This is a genomic window from Paracoccus endophyticus (genome assembly GCF_003286075.1).
GTDB classification, from domain to species: Bacteria; Pseudomonadota; Alphaproteobacteria; order Rhodobacterales; family Rhodobacteraceae; genus Paracoccus; species Paracoccus endophyticus.
Map to the genome: position 1 here is coordinate 144,593 of NZ_QLUV01000004.1, position 13,509 is coordinate 158,101.

The 13,509-nt window shown below is 72.6% G+C and carries 10 protein-coding genes; 7 read left to right on the plus strand and 3 right to left on the minus strand.

The window, feature by feature from the left end:
• Window positions 1-73 precede the first annotated feature (73 nt).
• Window positions 74-784: a rhomboid family intramembrane serine protease gene (locus tag DPQ23_RS07045; RefSeq protein ID WP_112873995.1), complete on the plus strand. Its 711-nt coding sequence runs from the start codon at window positions 74-76 to the stop codon at window positions 782-784.
• A 96-nt stretch (window positions 785-880) separates the two neighbouring features.
• On the opposite strand, the gene murJ is transcribed toward DPQ23_RS07045, so the two are convergent.
• The 3 genes from murJ to DPQ23_RS07060 form a co-directional block, all read right to left on the minus strand.
• Window positions 881-2,410: a murein biosynthesis integral membrane protein MurJ gene (gene murJ, locus DPQ23_RS07050; protein ID WP_112874115.1), complete on the minus strand. Its 1,530-nt coding sequence runs from the start codon at window positions 2,408-2,410 to the stop codon at window positions 881-883.
• A 244-nt stretch (window positions 2,411-2,654) separates the two neighbouring features.
• Window positions 2,655-5,462: a [protein-PII] uridylyltransferase gene (locus DPQ23_RS07055; protein ID WP_112873996.1), complete on the minus strand. Its 2,808-nt coding sequence runs from the start codon at window positions 5,460-5,462 to the stop codon at window positions 2,655-2,657.
• Between the two features lie 2 nt (window positions 5,463-5,464).
• Window positions 5,465-6,664: a penicillin-binding protein activator gene (locus tag DPQ23_RS07060; protein ID WP_112873997.1), complete on the minus strand. Its 1,200-nt coding sequence runs from the start codon at window positions 6,662-6,664 to the stop codon at window positions 5,465-5,467.
• A 100-nt stretch (window positions 6,665-6,764) separates the two neighbouring features.
• Between DPQ23_RS07060 and rsmI the strand changes: the two genes are divergently transcribed.
• From rsmI to DPQ23_RS07090, 6 genes are all read left to right on the plus strand, one after another.
• Entirely contained in the window at window positions 6,765-7,784 is a 1,020-nt protein-coding gene (gene rsmI, locus DPQ23_RS07065; protein WP_112873998.1) for a 16S rRNA (cytidine(1402)-2'-O)-methyltransferase, read from the plus strand.
• Window positions 7,774-8,208, plus strand: a complete 435-nt coding sequence (locus DPQ23_RS07070; RefSeq protein WP_112873999.1) for a YraN family protein — start codon at window positions 7,774-7,776, stop codon at window positions 8,206-8,208. Before rsmI ends, DPQ23_RS07070 begins: the two co-directional genes overlap by 11 nt.
• Before the next feature lie 64 nt (window positions 8,209-8,272).
• Window positions 8,273-9,220 carry a glutathione synthase gene (gshB, locus tag DPQ23_RS07075; RefSeq protein WP_112874000.1) on the plus strand — a complete coding sequence of 316 codons (948 nt, stop codon included), beginning with the start codon at window positions 8,273-8,275 and terminating at the stop codon, window positions 9,218-9,220.
• A gap of 157 nt (window positions 9,221-9,377) precedes the next feature.
• Complete coding sequence (locus DPQ23_RS07080) at window positions 9,378-10,892, plus strand: YifB family Mg chelatase-like AAA ATPase (protein WP_112874001.1); 1,515 nt, start codon at window positions 9,378-9,380, stop codon at window positions 10,890-10,892.
• A gap of 209 nt (window positions 10,893-11,101) precedes the next feature.
• On the plus strand, window positions 11,102-12,463 hold the full coding sequence (locus tag DPQ23_RS07085; protein ID WP_112874002.1) for a bifunctional phosphopantothenoylcysteine decarboxylase/phosphopantothenate synthase: 1,362 nt from the start codon (window positions 11,102-11,104) through the stop codon (window positions 12,461-12,463).
• The gene (locus DPQ23_RS07090) at window positions 12,460-13,506 is read left to right on the plus strand and encodes a cysteine desulfurase family protein (RefSeq protein ID WP_112874003.1); all 1,047 of its coding nucleotides are present in this window, start codon (window positions 12,460-12,462) and stop codon (window positions 13,504-13,506) included. Before DPQ23_RS07085 ends, DPQ23_RS07090 begins: the two co-directional genes overlap by 4 nt.
• Window positions 13,507-13,509 lie beyond the last annotated feature (3 nt).

The following is a 13,509-nucleotide window of genomic DNA, read 5'->3' on the forward strand; positions in this document are numbered from 1 at the left end:
CTGCTGGAAAAATGGTCGCGGCCGGGATAGCGGTTGGCCGGAACGGGCGCAACCGCCCGAGGAAAGGACCGCGATGCGCCCCGGATACGACGAAAGCCCGCTGAACCCCGTCCCCGCGGTGATCTGGCTGCTGGCCGCCCCCATCCTAGCGGCCGAGGCGTATTTCGGCCTGGGCCGCCTGGGCTTTCTGGGCGGCGGCCCCGGCGCGAGCGGCGCCGCGCGGCAGATCATGGTCGAACGCACCGCCTTCGCGCCCGAGTTCGCCATCCGCGCCTGGGAACGCTGGACCCCGGCGGGCGGGCAGTTGTGGCGGCTGCTGACCTATCCGTTCGTCCACTACTCGCTGACGCACGCGATCTTCGTGTGCGTCTTTCTGCTGGCGCTGGGCAACATGGTGGCCCGCGCGTTCCGGCCGCTGGCCGTGGCGCTGGTGTTCCTGGGCGCGGCCGTGGGCGGCGGGCTGGTCTATGCCGTCGCCGCGCGGCTGCTGCCGGGGGTGCGGTTCGATCCGCTGGTCGGCGGCTATCCCGCCGTCTACGGCCTGCTGGGCGCGTTCACATTCCTGCTGTGGGCGCGGCTGGGGGCGGAAAACGCAAACCAGCTCAGGGCCTTTTCGCTGATCGGCATCCTGCTGGCGTTCCAACTGGTGTTCGGGATCGTGTTCGGCGGGGCGGGAATGAACTGGGTGGCCGAGATCGCGGGCTTTGCGATCGGCTTTCTGCTGTCCTTCGTGCTGGTTCCCGGCGGGTGGGCGCGGGTGCGCGGGCGCGTCCGCCACCGTTGAGCCGGTCCCCGGGGCGACCCGCAACCGCCGCCGGATCGCGCGGCGGGATGGTCCTGCGGCTGCACGGCCTGGGCCCCGCGGTTGCCCCTGTGGCGGTCAGCGCCGCCGCACGCTGGCCCGCAGGTCCGCCGGGCGCACCGCCCCGGTGGCAAAGCTCAGCCCGAAATAGAGCGCGGCGCCCCCAAGGACCATCAGCGCCAGGCCCGCGACATCGCCCTCTCCGTCCGCGGCCAGCCACTGGCGCAGCGCCCACAGCGCCGCCGCCATCAGCGCCGACGACAGCACGATGCGCGGGGCCGATCCGATCAGCCGCGCATCGGCGCGCGCCGCCAGCCCCATCGCGCGCGTGCCCCACCACAGCTGCGCGACCATCACCCAGGCCGCGACGCTGGTGCCGATCGCGGCGGCGATGAACCCCGCCAGCGGCATCAGGCCGAAGGCCACGGCGGCGTTCACCCCCATCGACACCACCGCAAAGCGGAACGGCGTGCGCGTGTCCTCGCGCGCGAAATACAGCGGCTGCAGGATCTTCTGCATCACGAAGGCGGGCAGGCCCAGCGCATAGACGACCAGCGCGCGGGCGGTTTGCGTGGTGTCATGGGCGTCGAACGCGCCGCGCTGGAACAGGGTGGCGACCATCGGCACGGCGATGACGGCGATAGCAAAGGCCGCGGGCAGGGTCAGAAACAGCCCGAACTCGGTCGCGCGGCTATAGGCGGACTGGCCGCCGGTCTCGTCCCCGGCGCGCAGGCGGCGCGACAGTTCGGGCAGCAGCACCACCGCGACCGCCGCCCCCACGACGCCCAGCGGCAGCTGGTACAGCCGGTCCGAGTAGCTGAGCCAGCCGATCGCGCCCTCGAAGAAGCTGCCCACCTGCCGGCCCACCAGCAGGTTCACCTGCACCACGCCGCCCGCGAAGACGGCCGGCAGGGCGATGGTCAGCAGCCGCCGCATCTCGGGCGTCAGGCGCGGCCGGCGCGGCACCAGCCGCCAGCCGCTGCGGCTGGCGTCCCACCAGACCAGCGCCAGCTGCGCGACGCCGGTGATCGGCGTGGCCCAGGCCAGCGTCAGGCCCAGGTCCCAGCCCAGCGCGCGCCCCAGGACCATGCCGACGATGAACAGCAGGTTCAGCAGCACGGGCGCCGCGGCGGCGGCGGTGAACCGGCCGTTCGCGTTCAGCACGCCCGAGATCATCGAGGCCAGCGAGATCAGCAGGATATAGGGGAAGGTGATCCGCCCGTATTCGACCGCCAGGCCGAACCGCTCGTCCCCGGAAAACCCCGCCGCCATCAGCCAGACCAGCACCGGCATGAAGATCATCGCCAGCGCGGAGAACACCGCCACCACCACCGCCAGCCCCGAGAAGGCATCGCGCGCAAAGCCCTGCGGGTCCTCGCCCGATTCCAGCTTTTTCGAGAACAGCGGCACGAAGGCGGTGTTGAACGCCCCCTCGGCGAAAAAGCGGCGGAACATGTTGGGCAGCGACAGCGCGACCAGGAACGCCTCGGCCACGGGGCCGGTGCCCAGCCAGGCGGCCATCAGGATGTCGCGGACAAAGCCGGACAGCCGCGACAGGAATGTCCACAGCCCGACCGAGACAAAGCCCCGCAGCAGTCCGCCCCGCATCGCGCCGGCCTCCTCGCTTTTTTCGTTTCCGGCGGCCCGGTGCCGGGCGCGCGCCACCCGCTGGCGCCGGTGCCGCGCCGATGTGCCCGCGATTGTGCCGCGCCGCAAGCCGGTGCGTGGCTGAGCGGGCGGGCCGCCGCGCAGCCGGCGGCAGGCTGCCGGACGGTCGGGGCGGGGGACGGGGACTCGGGCCGGAACGACAGGCCACCCGTGCCGCGACCCGTCGGCGCGGATTGCGGCGGCGTCAGACGGCCGCGCGCTCGGCGCCCTCGCGGATCGCCTGGCGCAGGCGGCGTTCCAGCGTTTCGCGCCGTGCCGGCTGATGCAGCTTCAGCCCGAACATGTCCTTGACGTAGAACGTGTCCACGACCTGGGCGCCGAAGGTGGCGATGACCGCGCTGGCGATCTGGATGTGGTTCTGCGCCAGGGTGCGGGTCAGGTCATACAGCAGGCCCGGCCGGTCGCGGGTGTCCACCTCGATGATCGTGTAGATCTCGCTGCCCTCGTTGTCGAAGGTGACGTGGGTGGGAAAGCGGAACGCCCGCTCGCGCTTGCGGACCTTGTCGCGGTCGGCGAACGCCTCGCGCGGGACGACCTCGCCGGCCAGCGTGCGCTCGATCATGCGGCGCAGGCGCGGCAGGCGGTCGGTGGAATAGGGATGGCCGGCCTCGTCCTGGATCCAGAACACCGCCGTCGCATAGCCGTCGCGGGTCGTATAGGTGCGCGCGTCCACCACGTTCGCGCCCACCAGCGCCAGCGACCCGGCCAGGCGCGAGAAGATGCCCGGATGATCGGCCAGCGCAAAGGCCGCACGCGTCGCGTCACGCTTCAGGTCGGGGTCCAGGTCCATGCGGATCTCGTCGTCGCGGATGCCGCGCAGCAGCCGCGCGAACACCTGCTGCGTGTCGGTGGGCAACCCCTGCCAGTAGCTGTCATAGTGGCGCTGCGTCTCGGCCCGGACCGCCTTCGGCTCCCACCCCTGGGCGATCAGCAGGTGGCGCAGGCTGCGCCGCGCCTCGTCCACGCGCTGTTCGCGGTTGACGTCCTCCAGCCCGTTGTCCAGCGCGTCGGCGGTCTGCTGGTACAGCTTCCGGATCAGCGCCGCCTTCCAGTTGTTCCAGGTGCCCGGCCCGACCCCGCGGATGTCGCAGACGGTCAGCACCGTCAGCAGGTCCAGCCGCCGACGCGAGCGGACCGCCTTGGCGAAATCACGCAGGGTGCGGGGATCGGCGATGTCGCGTTTCTGCGCCACGTCCGACATCAGCAGGTGGTGGCGGATCAGCCATTCCACCAGTTCCACCTGTTCATGCGTCAGGCCCAGGCGATGGCAGACCCGGCGCGCGATCTGCGCGCCCACGATCGAATGGTCCTCGGGCCGCCCCTTGCCGATGTCGTGCAGCAGCGTCGCCAGATAGATCACGGCGCGATCCACGGGCCCGCGCATGATCGCGCTGACGATGGGCAGGTCCGCCTCGTCGTCCCCGCGCTCGATGGCGGCCAGGGCCGCGACGCACTGGATCAGGTGCTCGTCCACGGTGAAGTGGTGGTAGACGTTGAACTGCATCATGGCGACGACGCGTTCGAATTCGGGGATATAGGCGCCCAGCACCCCCAGTTCGTTCATCCGCCTGAGCGAGCGTTCGGGATTGCCGTGCCCCAGCAGCAGGTCCAGGAAGATGCGCGCCGCCTCGGGGTCGTGGCGCATCCGGTCGTCGATGCGCCACAGGTTCGCCGCAACCAGCCGCATGGCGTCCGGGTGCAGCAGGATCGACGTCCGCAGCGACTCCTGGAACAGGCGCAGGATGTTCAGGGGATCGGCCAGGAACCGCGCCGGATCCTCGACGGTCAGCCGACCCGTCTTTTCGGCGAACCCCGGCCCCAGCGTCTTGCGGCGGCGGAAGATGCCGGGCAGCAGCGGCGCCTTGTAGACGTGGCGCTGTTCCAGCGCGGTCAGGAACACGCGGGTCAGCTCGCCCACGCGGGTGGCGTGGCGGAAGTAGTCCTGCATGAAGATCTCGACCGCGCGGCGCCCGGTGGCGTCGTGATAGCCCATGCGCGCCGCCACCTCGACCTGCATGTCGAAGCTGAGCACGTCGACCGCCCGTCCCGCGATCAGGTGCAGGTGGCAGCGCACCGCCCACAGGAAATCCTCGGCCGCCCAGAAGGTCGCGTGCTCGTCGCGGGTGAAGAAGCCCAGGTCCACCAGCTCGACCGCGCGGTCCACGCGGTGGATGTACTTGGCGATCCAGTAGAGCGTCTGCAGGTCGCGCAGGCCGCCCTTGCCCTCCTTGATGTTGGGTTCCAGCACATAACGCTGGCCGCCCTGGCGCTTGTGGCGCTCGGACCGTTCGGCCAGCTTGGCCTCGATGAACTCGGGCACGGTCCGCTCGAACAGCTCGGGCCACAGGCGGTCGCGCAGGGATTCGGCGGTCAGCGCATCGCCGCAGATCAGCCGGTGCTCCAGCAGGCTGGTGCGGACCGTCATGTCGCGCTCGGCCAGCCGCACGCAGTCGTCCAGCGACCGCGTGGCCTGCCCGATCTTCAGCTTGAGGTCCCACAGCATGTACAGCATCGATTCGACGACGCTTTCGACCCAGCCGCTGATCTTCCACGGCACCAGGAACAGCAGGTCCACGTCGGACTGCGGCGCCATCTCGGCCCGCCCGTAGCCGCCGACGCCCACCACGGCCAGCCGCTCGGCCTCGGTCGGGTGGGGGTTGGGGTGCAGATGGCGGATGGCGACATGATGGACGCCGCGCACGGTGGCGTCGGTCAGCGTGGCGATGGCGCGCACGGTCTCGCGCCCGGCGCGCGGGTGGCTCGTCAGGCCCGCGACGATGTCGGCCATCGCCTCGGCCCGCGCCTGGGACAGCAGCGCCACCGTGGCCTCGCGGATCGCGCGCGGCTCGGTCAGGCCGGCCAGGCGCCGGTCCAGCGCCTGCGCCAGCCAGTCGGGGTCGAACAGCCCGTGCGCCCCGGGCAGGGCCGGCGCGCTCTGGACGGGGGCCGCGACGGGGGCGGCCCCCGCGTCGGTCGGCTGGGGGTCGGCCAAGGTCAGAGCCCGAACCCGCTGAAGCTGCGGCGCGCGGGGTCCAGGATGACCAGCTGGCCGCCGCGCAGGGTGGCGACCGCAAGGCTGCGCTCGATGCTGCCGTCCGAGCGCAGGCGGAACGGACCCTGGACGCCCGCGAACCCGGCGCCGCTGGTCAGCCCCGCCGTCGTTACCGCATTGCGCCGCCCGTCGCGCACCAGCGCCGCGATCGCCGAGACGCCATCATAGGCCAGCGAGCCCAGCTCGTGCGGCCGCTCGCCGAAGGCGGCCTGATAGCGGCCCTGGAACGCCGCGATGCGCGCCAGGTCCGGCACCGTGAACCAGCCGTTCTGCAACTGTGCCAGCCCGATCCGTTCGGGCGGCGTGTCCCACCGGGTCAGCCCCATCATCTGGATCGCCGAGCCGGTCAGGCCGACCTGGGCCAGCGCGGCCGTGATCTCGGGCAGGACGCTGCCCTGGTTGGCGGTCAGGAAGATCGCCTGGGCGTTGTTGGCGCGGGCGGCCTGCGCGATCTGCGGGGCGACCGCGTCCATGTCGGCGCGGCTCAGCCCGTGGCTGGTGCGGCCGACCATGGTGGCGCGGTTGCGCGCGATCGCGCCCTCGATCGCGGCGCCGCCCAGCTGGCCGGCGGTGTCGTTCTCGGACACCACCAGGAACCGCCGCAGCCCCTGCTGCGCGCCATAGGACACCAGACGGTCGGCGGTGTTGCCGAAGGTGTTGCCCAGCACGAACACGTTGCCGCCCGCGATGTCGGCGTTGTTGGAATAGGACAGCACGTTCACCCGGCCGCGCACGGCGTTGCCGACGGCGTTGGTCTCCTCGGCGAACAGGGGGCCGACGATGATCCTGGCGCCCGCCGCGACGGCCTCGTTGGCGCGTGCGACGGCGGTTTCGGCGTTGCCGCCGGTTTCATAGATGCGCAGGTCGATGCGGGCGCCCTGCGCGTCCGCGGCGGCCATGCGCCCGGCGTTGGCCAGTGACCGGGCCAGCCACTCGACCTCGGCGTTGCCGGACCCGGCAGGAACCAGCAGGGCCACCTGCACCGGCTGGGCGGGATCGATCAGCGGGCCGGTCTGCGGCCCCGAGGCGGTCGGCGTCATCGGCTGACAGGCGGCCAGCGCCAGCGCCGCAAGCACCGCCGCGGCGCGCCGAAGGGGCCGGCGCAGCGCATCGAGGGCCCGGCCGGGGGCAAGTGTGGACATGGATGATTCCCTTTCGGACGATGGGGGGCTTGGGCGCAAGCCTAGCCACAAGGGCCGGGACGTGGCAACCTGACGCGCCCCTGTGGGCAAGGAGGGGGCGATGACGAAGGACACACGCGCACAGGGTGGCGGGCGCCCCGGCGGGACGGGGGCGCGGCAAGGGGCGGCCGGGCGAGCGGGGGCAGGCCACGCCGCGCCTGCGGCCGAGGCAGCCGGCGAGGCGCGGGACCGCGAGCCCGCCCGCAGCCTGACGGCCACGATCGAGGCCGGGCCGCTGCCCCCCGGCCTGCACCTGGTCGCCACGCCCATCGGCGTTGCCCGCGACATCACGCTGCGGGCGCTGGACGTGCTGAACACGGCCGACCTGCTGGCGGCCGAGGACACCCGCACCCTGCGCCACCTGATGGCGATCCACGGCATCCCCCTGCGCGGCCGCCGGATCGTCGCCTATCACGACCACAACGCGGCGCGGACGCGTCCCGGCCTGATGGCCGCGCTGGGACAGGGGCTGTCGGTGGCCTATTGCTCGGACGCGGGAACGCCCCTGGTGGCGGACCCGGGCTTTGCGCTGGCGCGCGATGCGGCCCATGCGGGCGCCCGCGTCCATGCGGTCCCCGGCCCGTCCGCCCTGCTGGCCGCGCTGACCGTGGCGGGCCAGCCCAGCGACCGGTTCCTGTTCGCGGGCTTTCCCCCGTCGCAGGCCTCGGCCCGCCGGCGCTGGCTGGCCGGGCTGGCCGGGATCGACGCCACGGTCGTGCTGTTCGAAAGCCCCCGCCGCGTTAAGGAACTGTTGAACGATCTGTGCGAGTCTGAGGCGAATCGCGGTATCGCGGTGTGCCGGGAACTGACCAAGAAGTTCGAGGAGGTGCTGCGCGGCACGGTGGCCGAGGTGCGCGAGATGATCCCCGACGAGGGGCTGAGGGGAGAGGTCGTGGTGGTGCTGGCCCCGCCCGTGCCGATCCCCGCGGGCGACGACGAGGTCCGCGCCGCCCTTGCGGGGCGGCTGGGCCGGATGACGGTCAGGGATGCCGCCGCCGAGGTGGCCGGCGCGCTGGGCCTGCCGCGCAAGGACGTGTATCGCATGGCGCTGGTCCTGCAGGAGGAACGGGATGAGACATGAGGCCTGCGACCGCATCGCCCCGGTCCGTCCGCTGTCCCCGGTGCGCCCGTCCCGCACCGCGCGGATCGCGCGCGGGCTGAGCGCGCAGGCCTCGGGGCACCAGGCGGAACGGCGGGTGGCCGAGGTCTATCGCGCCCGCGGCTGCGAGATCCTGGCGCAGTGCTGGCGGGGCCGCGCCGGAGAGATCGACCTGATCCTGCGGGACGGGCCTGCGCTGGTCTTCGTCGAGGTGAAGAAAAGCGCGACCCATGCCCTCGCCGCCGAACGCCTGTCGCGGCGCCAGATGGACCGCATCTGCCTTGCCGCGCAGGAATACTGCGCCGGCCTGCCCGAGGGGTCCCTGACCGAGCAGCGCTTCGACGCGGCGCTGGTGGACGCGGCGGGGGAAGTCGAGGTGATCGCCAATGCGTTCGGCCTGAACTGACGCGGTTGCATCGGGGCAGGGTGCTTGCGACAAGACCCGCAACCGACCAGCCGGAGCGAGACCCATGGGCCTGACCGTTGCCTTGCAGATGGACCCGATCGAACAGGTGTCCATCACTGCCGATTCGACCTTTCGGATCGGGATCGAGGCGCAGGAGCGGGGGCATTCCCTGTTCCAGTACACCCCCGACCGGCTGGTCTTCGACCAGGGCCGGGTCATGGCGACCGGGCGGGACGTCACCCTGCGGCGCGAGGCCGGACGCCACGTCGATTTCGGTCCGTGGCGGCGCGCCGACCTGGCGCTGTTCGACGTGGTCTGGCTGCGCCAGGACCCGCCCTTCGACATGGCCTATGTGACCTCGACCCATCTGCTGGACCGCATCCACCCGCGCACGCTGGTCGTCAACGATCCGTTCTGGGTGCGCAACTCGCCTGAAAAGCTGATGGTGCTGGACTTCCCCGAACTGACGCCGCCCACGATGATCGCCCGGGACGCCGAGGCGATTCGCGAGTTCCGCGCCCGCCACGACGAGATCATCCTCAAGCCGCTTTACGGCAACGGCGGCGCGGGCGTGTTCCATCTGCCGCAGGCGGACGCAAACCTGTCGGCGCTGCTGGAGCTGTTCGGCGGCATCAACCGCGAGCCGGTGATCGCGCAGAAATACCTGCCCGCGGTGGTCAAGGGCGACAAGCGCATCATCCTTGTGGACGGCGAGCCGGTCGGCGCCATCAACCGCGTTCCCGCGCAGGGCGAGGCGCGGTCGAACATGCATGTGGGCGGGCGTCCCGAAAAGGTGGGGCTGACCGACCGCGAGCGCGAGATCTGCGCCGTCATCGGGCCCGTCCTGCGCGACAAGGGCCAGATCTTCGTGGGCATCGACGTGATCGACGGATGGCTGACCGAGATCAACGTGACCTCACCCACCGGCCTGCAGGAGCTGGAGCGGTTCGACGGGATCAACGCGGCCGCGCTGATCTGGCAGGCGATCGAACGGCGGCGCGCGGCAGCCTGAGCGCGGGCTGCCGGGCGCGGTGGCGCCTGGCCGACCGCCGGGTGCGCCGCGCGCCCGGGCGGGCCGGTCCGGGGCGCAGCCGTCCCTGGCGCCGTTAACCTTTTCTGAACCTTTCCCGGGGCAATCTGCCCCGGTCGGTGCACGAAAGGAATCGCGGATGGTTGCCATCGCCTATTCGGTGGCCTTCGAGGGCATCGAGGCGCGCCTGGTCGAGGTACAGGCCGCGGTGTCGCCGGGACTGCCGTCGTTCACCATCGTGGGGCTGCCGGACAAGGCCGTCAGCGAGGCGCGCGAGCGGGTGCGCGCGGCGTTCGGGGCGCTGTCGGTGGCGATGCCGTCGCGCCGGGTGACGGTCAACCTGTCGCCCGCGGACCTGCCCAAGGAAGGGTCGCACTTCGACCTGCCGATCGCGCTGGCCATCCTGGCCGCGCTGGAGGTCGTGCCGGCCGACGAGCTGGCGCAGGTCGTCTCGCTGGGCGAGCTGGCCCTGGACGGGCGGCTGGTCGCGGTTGCGGGCGCGCTTCCCTCGGCGGTGGCGGCGGCCGAGGATCAGCGCACCCTGATCTGCCCGCGCGAGTGCGGGCCCGAGGCCGCGTGGGTCGGCGCCGTTCCCGTGATCGCACCGACCAGCCTGCGCGAGGTGGTCGATCACCTGACCGGGCGGTCCCCGCTTGGTCCCGCACGCGCAGGCCAGCTGGCGCGGCCGCGGCCCGCCGCCGACATGGCCGACGTCAAGGGGCAGGAGCGCGCCAAGCGCGCGCTGGAAATCGCCGCCGCGGGCCGCCACCACCTGCTGATGGTCGGCCCGCCCGGCGCGGGCAAGTCGATGCTGGCCGCGCGCCTGCCCGGATTGATGCCCGAGCTGACGCCGGCCGAGGCGCTGGAGACCTCGATGATCCAGTCGCTGGCGGGGCTGCTGGGGGACGGCGGCATCTCGCGGGCGGCGCCGTTCCGCGACCCCCATCACACCGCCAGCATGGCCGCCATCGTGGGCGGCGGGCGCGGCGCGCGGCCAGGCGAGATCAGCCTGGCGCACAATGGCGTGCTGTTCCTGGACGAGCTGCCCGAGTTCTCGCGCCCGGTGCTGGAAACCCTGCGCCAGCCTATCGAGACGGGCGAGGTGGTCGTGGCGCGGGCCAACGCCCATATCCGCTATCCCTGCCGGTTCCTGCTGATCGCCGCGGCCAATCCCTGCCGCTGCGGGTATCTGGCCGATCCGGCACGGGCCTGCGCCAAGGCGCCGCTGTGCGGCAGCGACTATCTGGGGCGGCTGTCGGGACCGCTGATGGATCGGTTCGATCTGCGGATCGAGGTGCCGGCGGTGGGGCTGGACGCGCTGGACATGCCCCCGGCGGGCGAGCCGTCGGAGGCCTTTGCCGCCCGCATCGCCGCCGCGCGCGCCGTGCAGGCGCGGCGGTTCGAGGCCCATCGGGGCCTGCGGACCAACGCCGACGCGGGCGGCGCCCTGCTGGACGAGATTGCCGCGCCGGACGACGAGGGTCGCGGCCTGATCCGGCGCGCGGCCGAGCGACTGGGCCTGACGGCGCGCGGCTATCACCGCATCCTGCGCACCGCCCGCACCATCGCCGACCTTGCCGGAGAGGCGCGGGTCCGCGCACCCCATCTGGCCGAAGCGATCGGGTACCGCCTGCCCTTTCTGGCGGGCGGTTGAGGGCACAGGGCAGGACCGGCCCTCCAATCCCGGTCCGCCGCGCCGCATGACCCGCCGCTCTGTCCTCGGCTCGCCGCGGGCTGCCGACAGGCGGGCTGCCCGCGCCACCGCCCGCCGGCCCCGCCCGGGTTGACCGCGCAGAACCGCCGCGTTCTTGCCCCGCCTGCCGCTTGCCCCTAGGACTGGCGATCAGCGCAGGAGGGGGTGACATGCAGGGAAAGCGTGTTCTGCTGATCGTCGGCGGCGGTGTCGCCGCCTACAAGACGCCCGAGCTGGTGCGCCTGATCCAGCGCGCGGGGGCCGAGGTGACGTGTGTGCTGACCGCCGGTGGCGGGCAGTTCGTCACGCCGCTGACGCTGGCGGCGCTGTCGGGGCGGCCCTGCCACCAGGCGCTGTTCGACCTGACGCGCGAGACCGAGATGGGGCACATCCAGCTGTCCCGTTCGGCCGATCTGGTCGTGGTCGCGCCCGCGACGGCCGACCTGATGGCCAAGATGGCGGCGGGCCTGGCGGACGATCTGGCCTCGACCCTGCTGATGGCGACCGACAAGCGCGTGCTGATCGCGCCTGCGATGAACGTGCGGATGTGGGACCACCCCGCCACCCGCCGCAACCGCGAGACGCTGAGGGATGACGGCATCCTGTTCGTCGGCCCCGACGTGGGCGAGATGGCCTGCGGGGAATACGGCGAGGGCCGCATGGCCGAGCCCGAGGCGATCCTGGACGCGATCCGCACCGCCCTGGGCCCGGCCCTGCTGACCGAGGCGCCGCTGCGCCTGCCGCCCGAGGCGGTGGTCGTGCCGCCCCGGACCCCCGCCGGCGCCGTCCTTGTCACGCCGCCGCCCGGCCCCCTGCACGGCCGGCACGTCATCGTGACCTCGGGGCCGACGCACGAGCCGATCGACCCGGTGCGCTATATCGCCAACCGCTCGTCGGGGGCGCAGGGGGCCGCGATCGCGGCGGCGCTGCGCGACCTGGGCGCGCGGGTCAGCTTCGTCACCGGCCCCGCGGCAGTGCCGGCGCCCGAGGGGGTCGAGGTGCGGCCGGTGCAGACCGCGGCCGAGATGCAGGCCGCGGTCGAGGCCGCCCTGCCCGCCGATGCTGCCGTGATGGCTGCGGCCGTGGCCGACTGGCGCGTGGTCAACGCCACCGACCGCAAGATGAAAAAGGACGGCAGCGGCCGTCCCCCGGCGCTCGAGATGGCCGAGAACCCCGACATCCTGGCCTGGATCAGCCGCGACGCGCGTCGTCCCGCCCTGGTGGTCGGCTTCGCCGCCGAGACCGACGACGTGGTGGCGCATGCGACCGCCAAGCGCGCGCGCAAGGGGTGCGACTGGATCGTCGCCAATGACGTGCGGCCCGTGACCGGCATCATGGGCGGGACGGACAACGCCGTGGTGCTGATCACCGACGCGGCCGCCGAGCATTGGCCGCGGATGCCCAAGGACGAGGTGGCGCGGCGACTGGCCGCGCGGATCGCCGCAGCCCTGGCCGAGCAGGGTGGCGCGCCCGCCGATGCCGCCGACGCCCCGGACCGGGGGGCTGCCGATCCGCAGGACCGCGCCGGATGAGCCGCGTCTATCTGGACTGGAACGCCACGGCCCCCCTGCGGCCCGAGGCGCGCGCCGCCATGGCCGCGGCGATGGATGTGGTGGGAAACCCGTCCAGCGTCCATGCCGAGGGACGCGCGGCGAAGATGCTGCTGGAACGGTCGCGCGAGACGCTGGCCGAGGCGCTGGGGGCGGCGCAGGCCGACCTTGTGTTCACCTCGGGCGCGACCGAGGCCGCCGCGCTGGCGCTGGAGGGGCAGGGACTGGCCTGCGCGGGCATCGAGCATGACGCCGTGCGCGCCTGGTGCGACGAGACGCTGGCCACCGCGGCCCACGGACAGGTCGCCGTGCCCGATCCCTCGCGTGCGACGCTGCAACTGGCCAACAGCGAAACCGGGGTGATCCAGTCGCTGCCGCAGGGCCTTGCGGTCAGCGATCTGACGCAGGCGTTCGGCAAGATCCCCCTAGCCTTCGACTGGCTGGGGATCGGGGCGGGGTTCGTCAGCGCCCACAAGCTGGGCGGACCCCGCGGCACGGGCGCGCTGATCCTGCGCGCCGGAACCGACCGCGCCGCCCGCATCCGCGGCGGCGGGCAGGAAAGCGGCCGGCGCGCCGGCACCGAAAACCTGATCGGCATCGCCGGTTTTGCGGCCGCCGCCGCGGCGGCGCAGCGCGATCTGGCCGACGGAATGGCCGAGAAACTTGCGGCATTGCGAAATCGCCTGCGAATGAGACTGGAAGATGCTGAGGGAAACACTATGTTTCCGGGGCGCGATGGTGACTGCCTGCCCAACACCCTGTCGATCCTGACGCCCGGTTGGCGCGGAGAGACGCAGGTGATGCAGATGGATCTGGCGGGCTTTGCGGTGTCCGCCGGGTCGGCCTGCTCCTCTGGCAAGGTGCGGACCAGCGGGGTGCTGCGCGCGATGGGGGTGGCGGACGACGATGCGGGCTGTGCCCTGCGGGTGTCGTTCGGAGGTACGACCTCCGCCGAGGATTTGGACCGCTTTGCCGACGCGTGGCGCACCGCCCGCGACCGCTGGCAGAGCAAGCGAGGAAGGTGAGCG

Excerpts from the sequence above, each read along its gene's own strand:
- DPQ23_RS07045 (WP_112873995.1), top strand. The coding sequence starts at position 74 with ATGCGCCCCGGATACGACGAAAGCCCGCTGAACCCCGTCCCCGCGGTG.
- murJ (WP_112874115.1), bottom strand. The coding sequence starts at position 2,410 with ATGCGGGGCGGACTGCTGCGGGGCTTTGTCTCGGTCGGGCTGTGGACA.
- DPQ23_RS07060 (WP_112873997.1), bottom strand. The coding sequence starts at position 6,664 with ATGTCCACACTTGCCCCCGGCCGGGCCCTCGATGCGCTGCGCCGGCCC.
- rsmI (WP_112873998.1), top strand. The coding sequence starts at position 6,765 with ATGACGAAGGACACACGCGCACAGGGTGGCGGGCGCCCCGGCGGGACG.
- DPQ23_RS07070 (WP_112873999.1), top strand. The coding sequence starts at position 7,774 with ATGAGACATGAGGCCTGCGACCGCATCGCCCCGGTCCGTCCGCTGTCC.
- gshB (WP_112874000.1), top strand. The coding sequence starts at position 8,273 with ATGGGCCTGACCGTTGCCTTGCAGATGGACCCGATCGAACAGGTGTCC.
- DPQ23_RS07080 (WP_112874001.1), top strand. The coding sequence starts at position 9,378 with ATGGTTGCCATCGCCTATTCGGTGGCCTTCGAGGGCATCGAGGCGCGC.
- DPQ23_RS07085 (WP_112874002.1), top strand. The coding sequence starts at position 11,102 with ATGCAGGGAAAGCGTGTTCTGCTGATCGTCGGCGGCGGTGTCGCCGCC.
- DPQ23_RS07090 (WP_112874003.1), top strand. The coding sequence starts at position 12,460 with ATGAGCCGCGTCTATCTGGACTGGAACGCCACGGCCCCCCTGCGGCCC.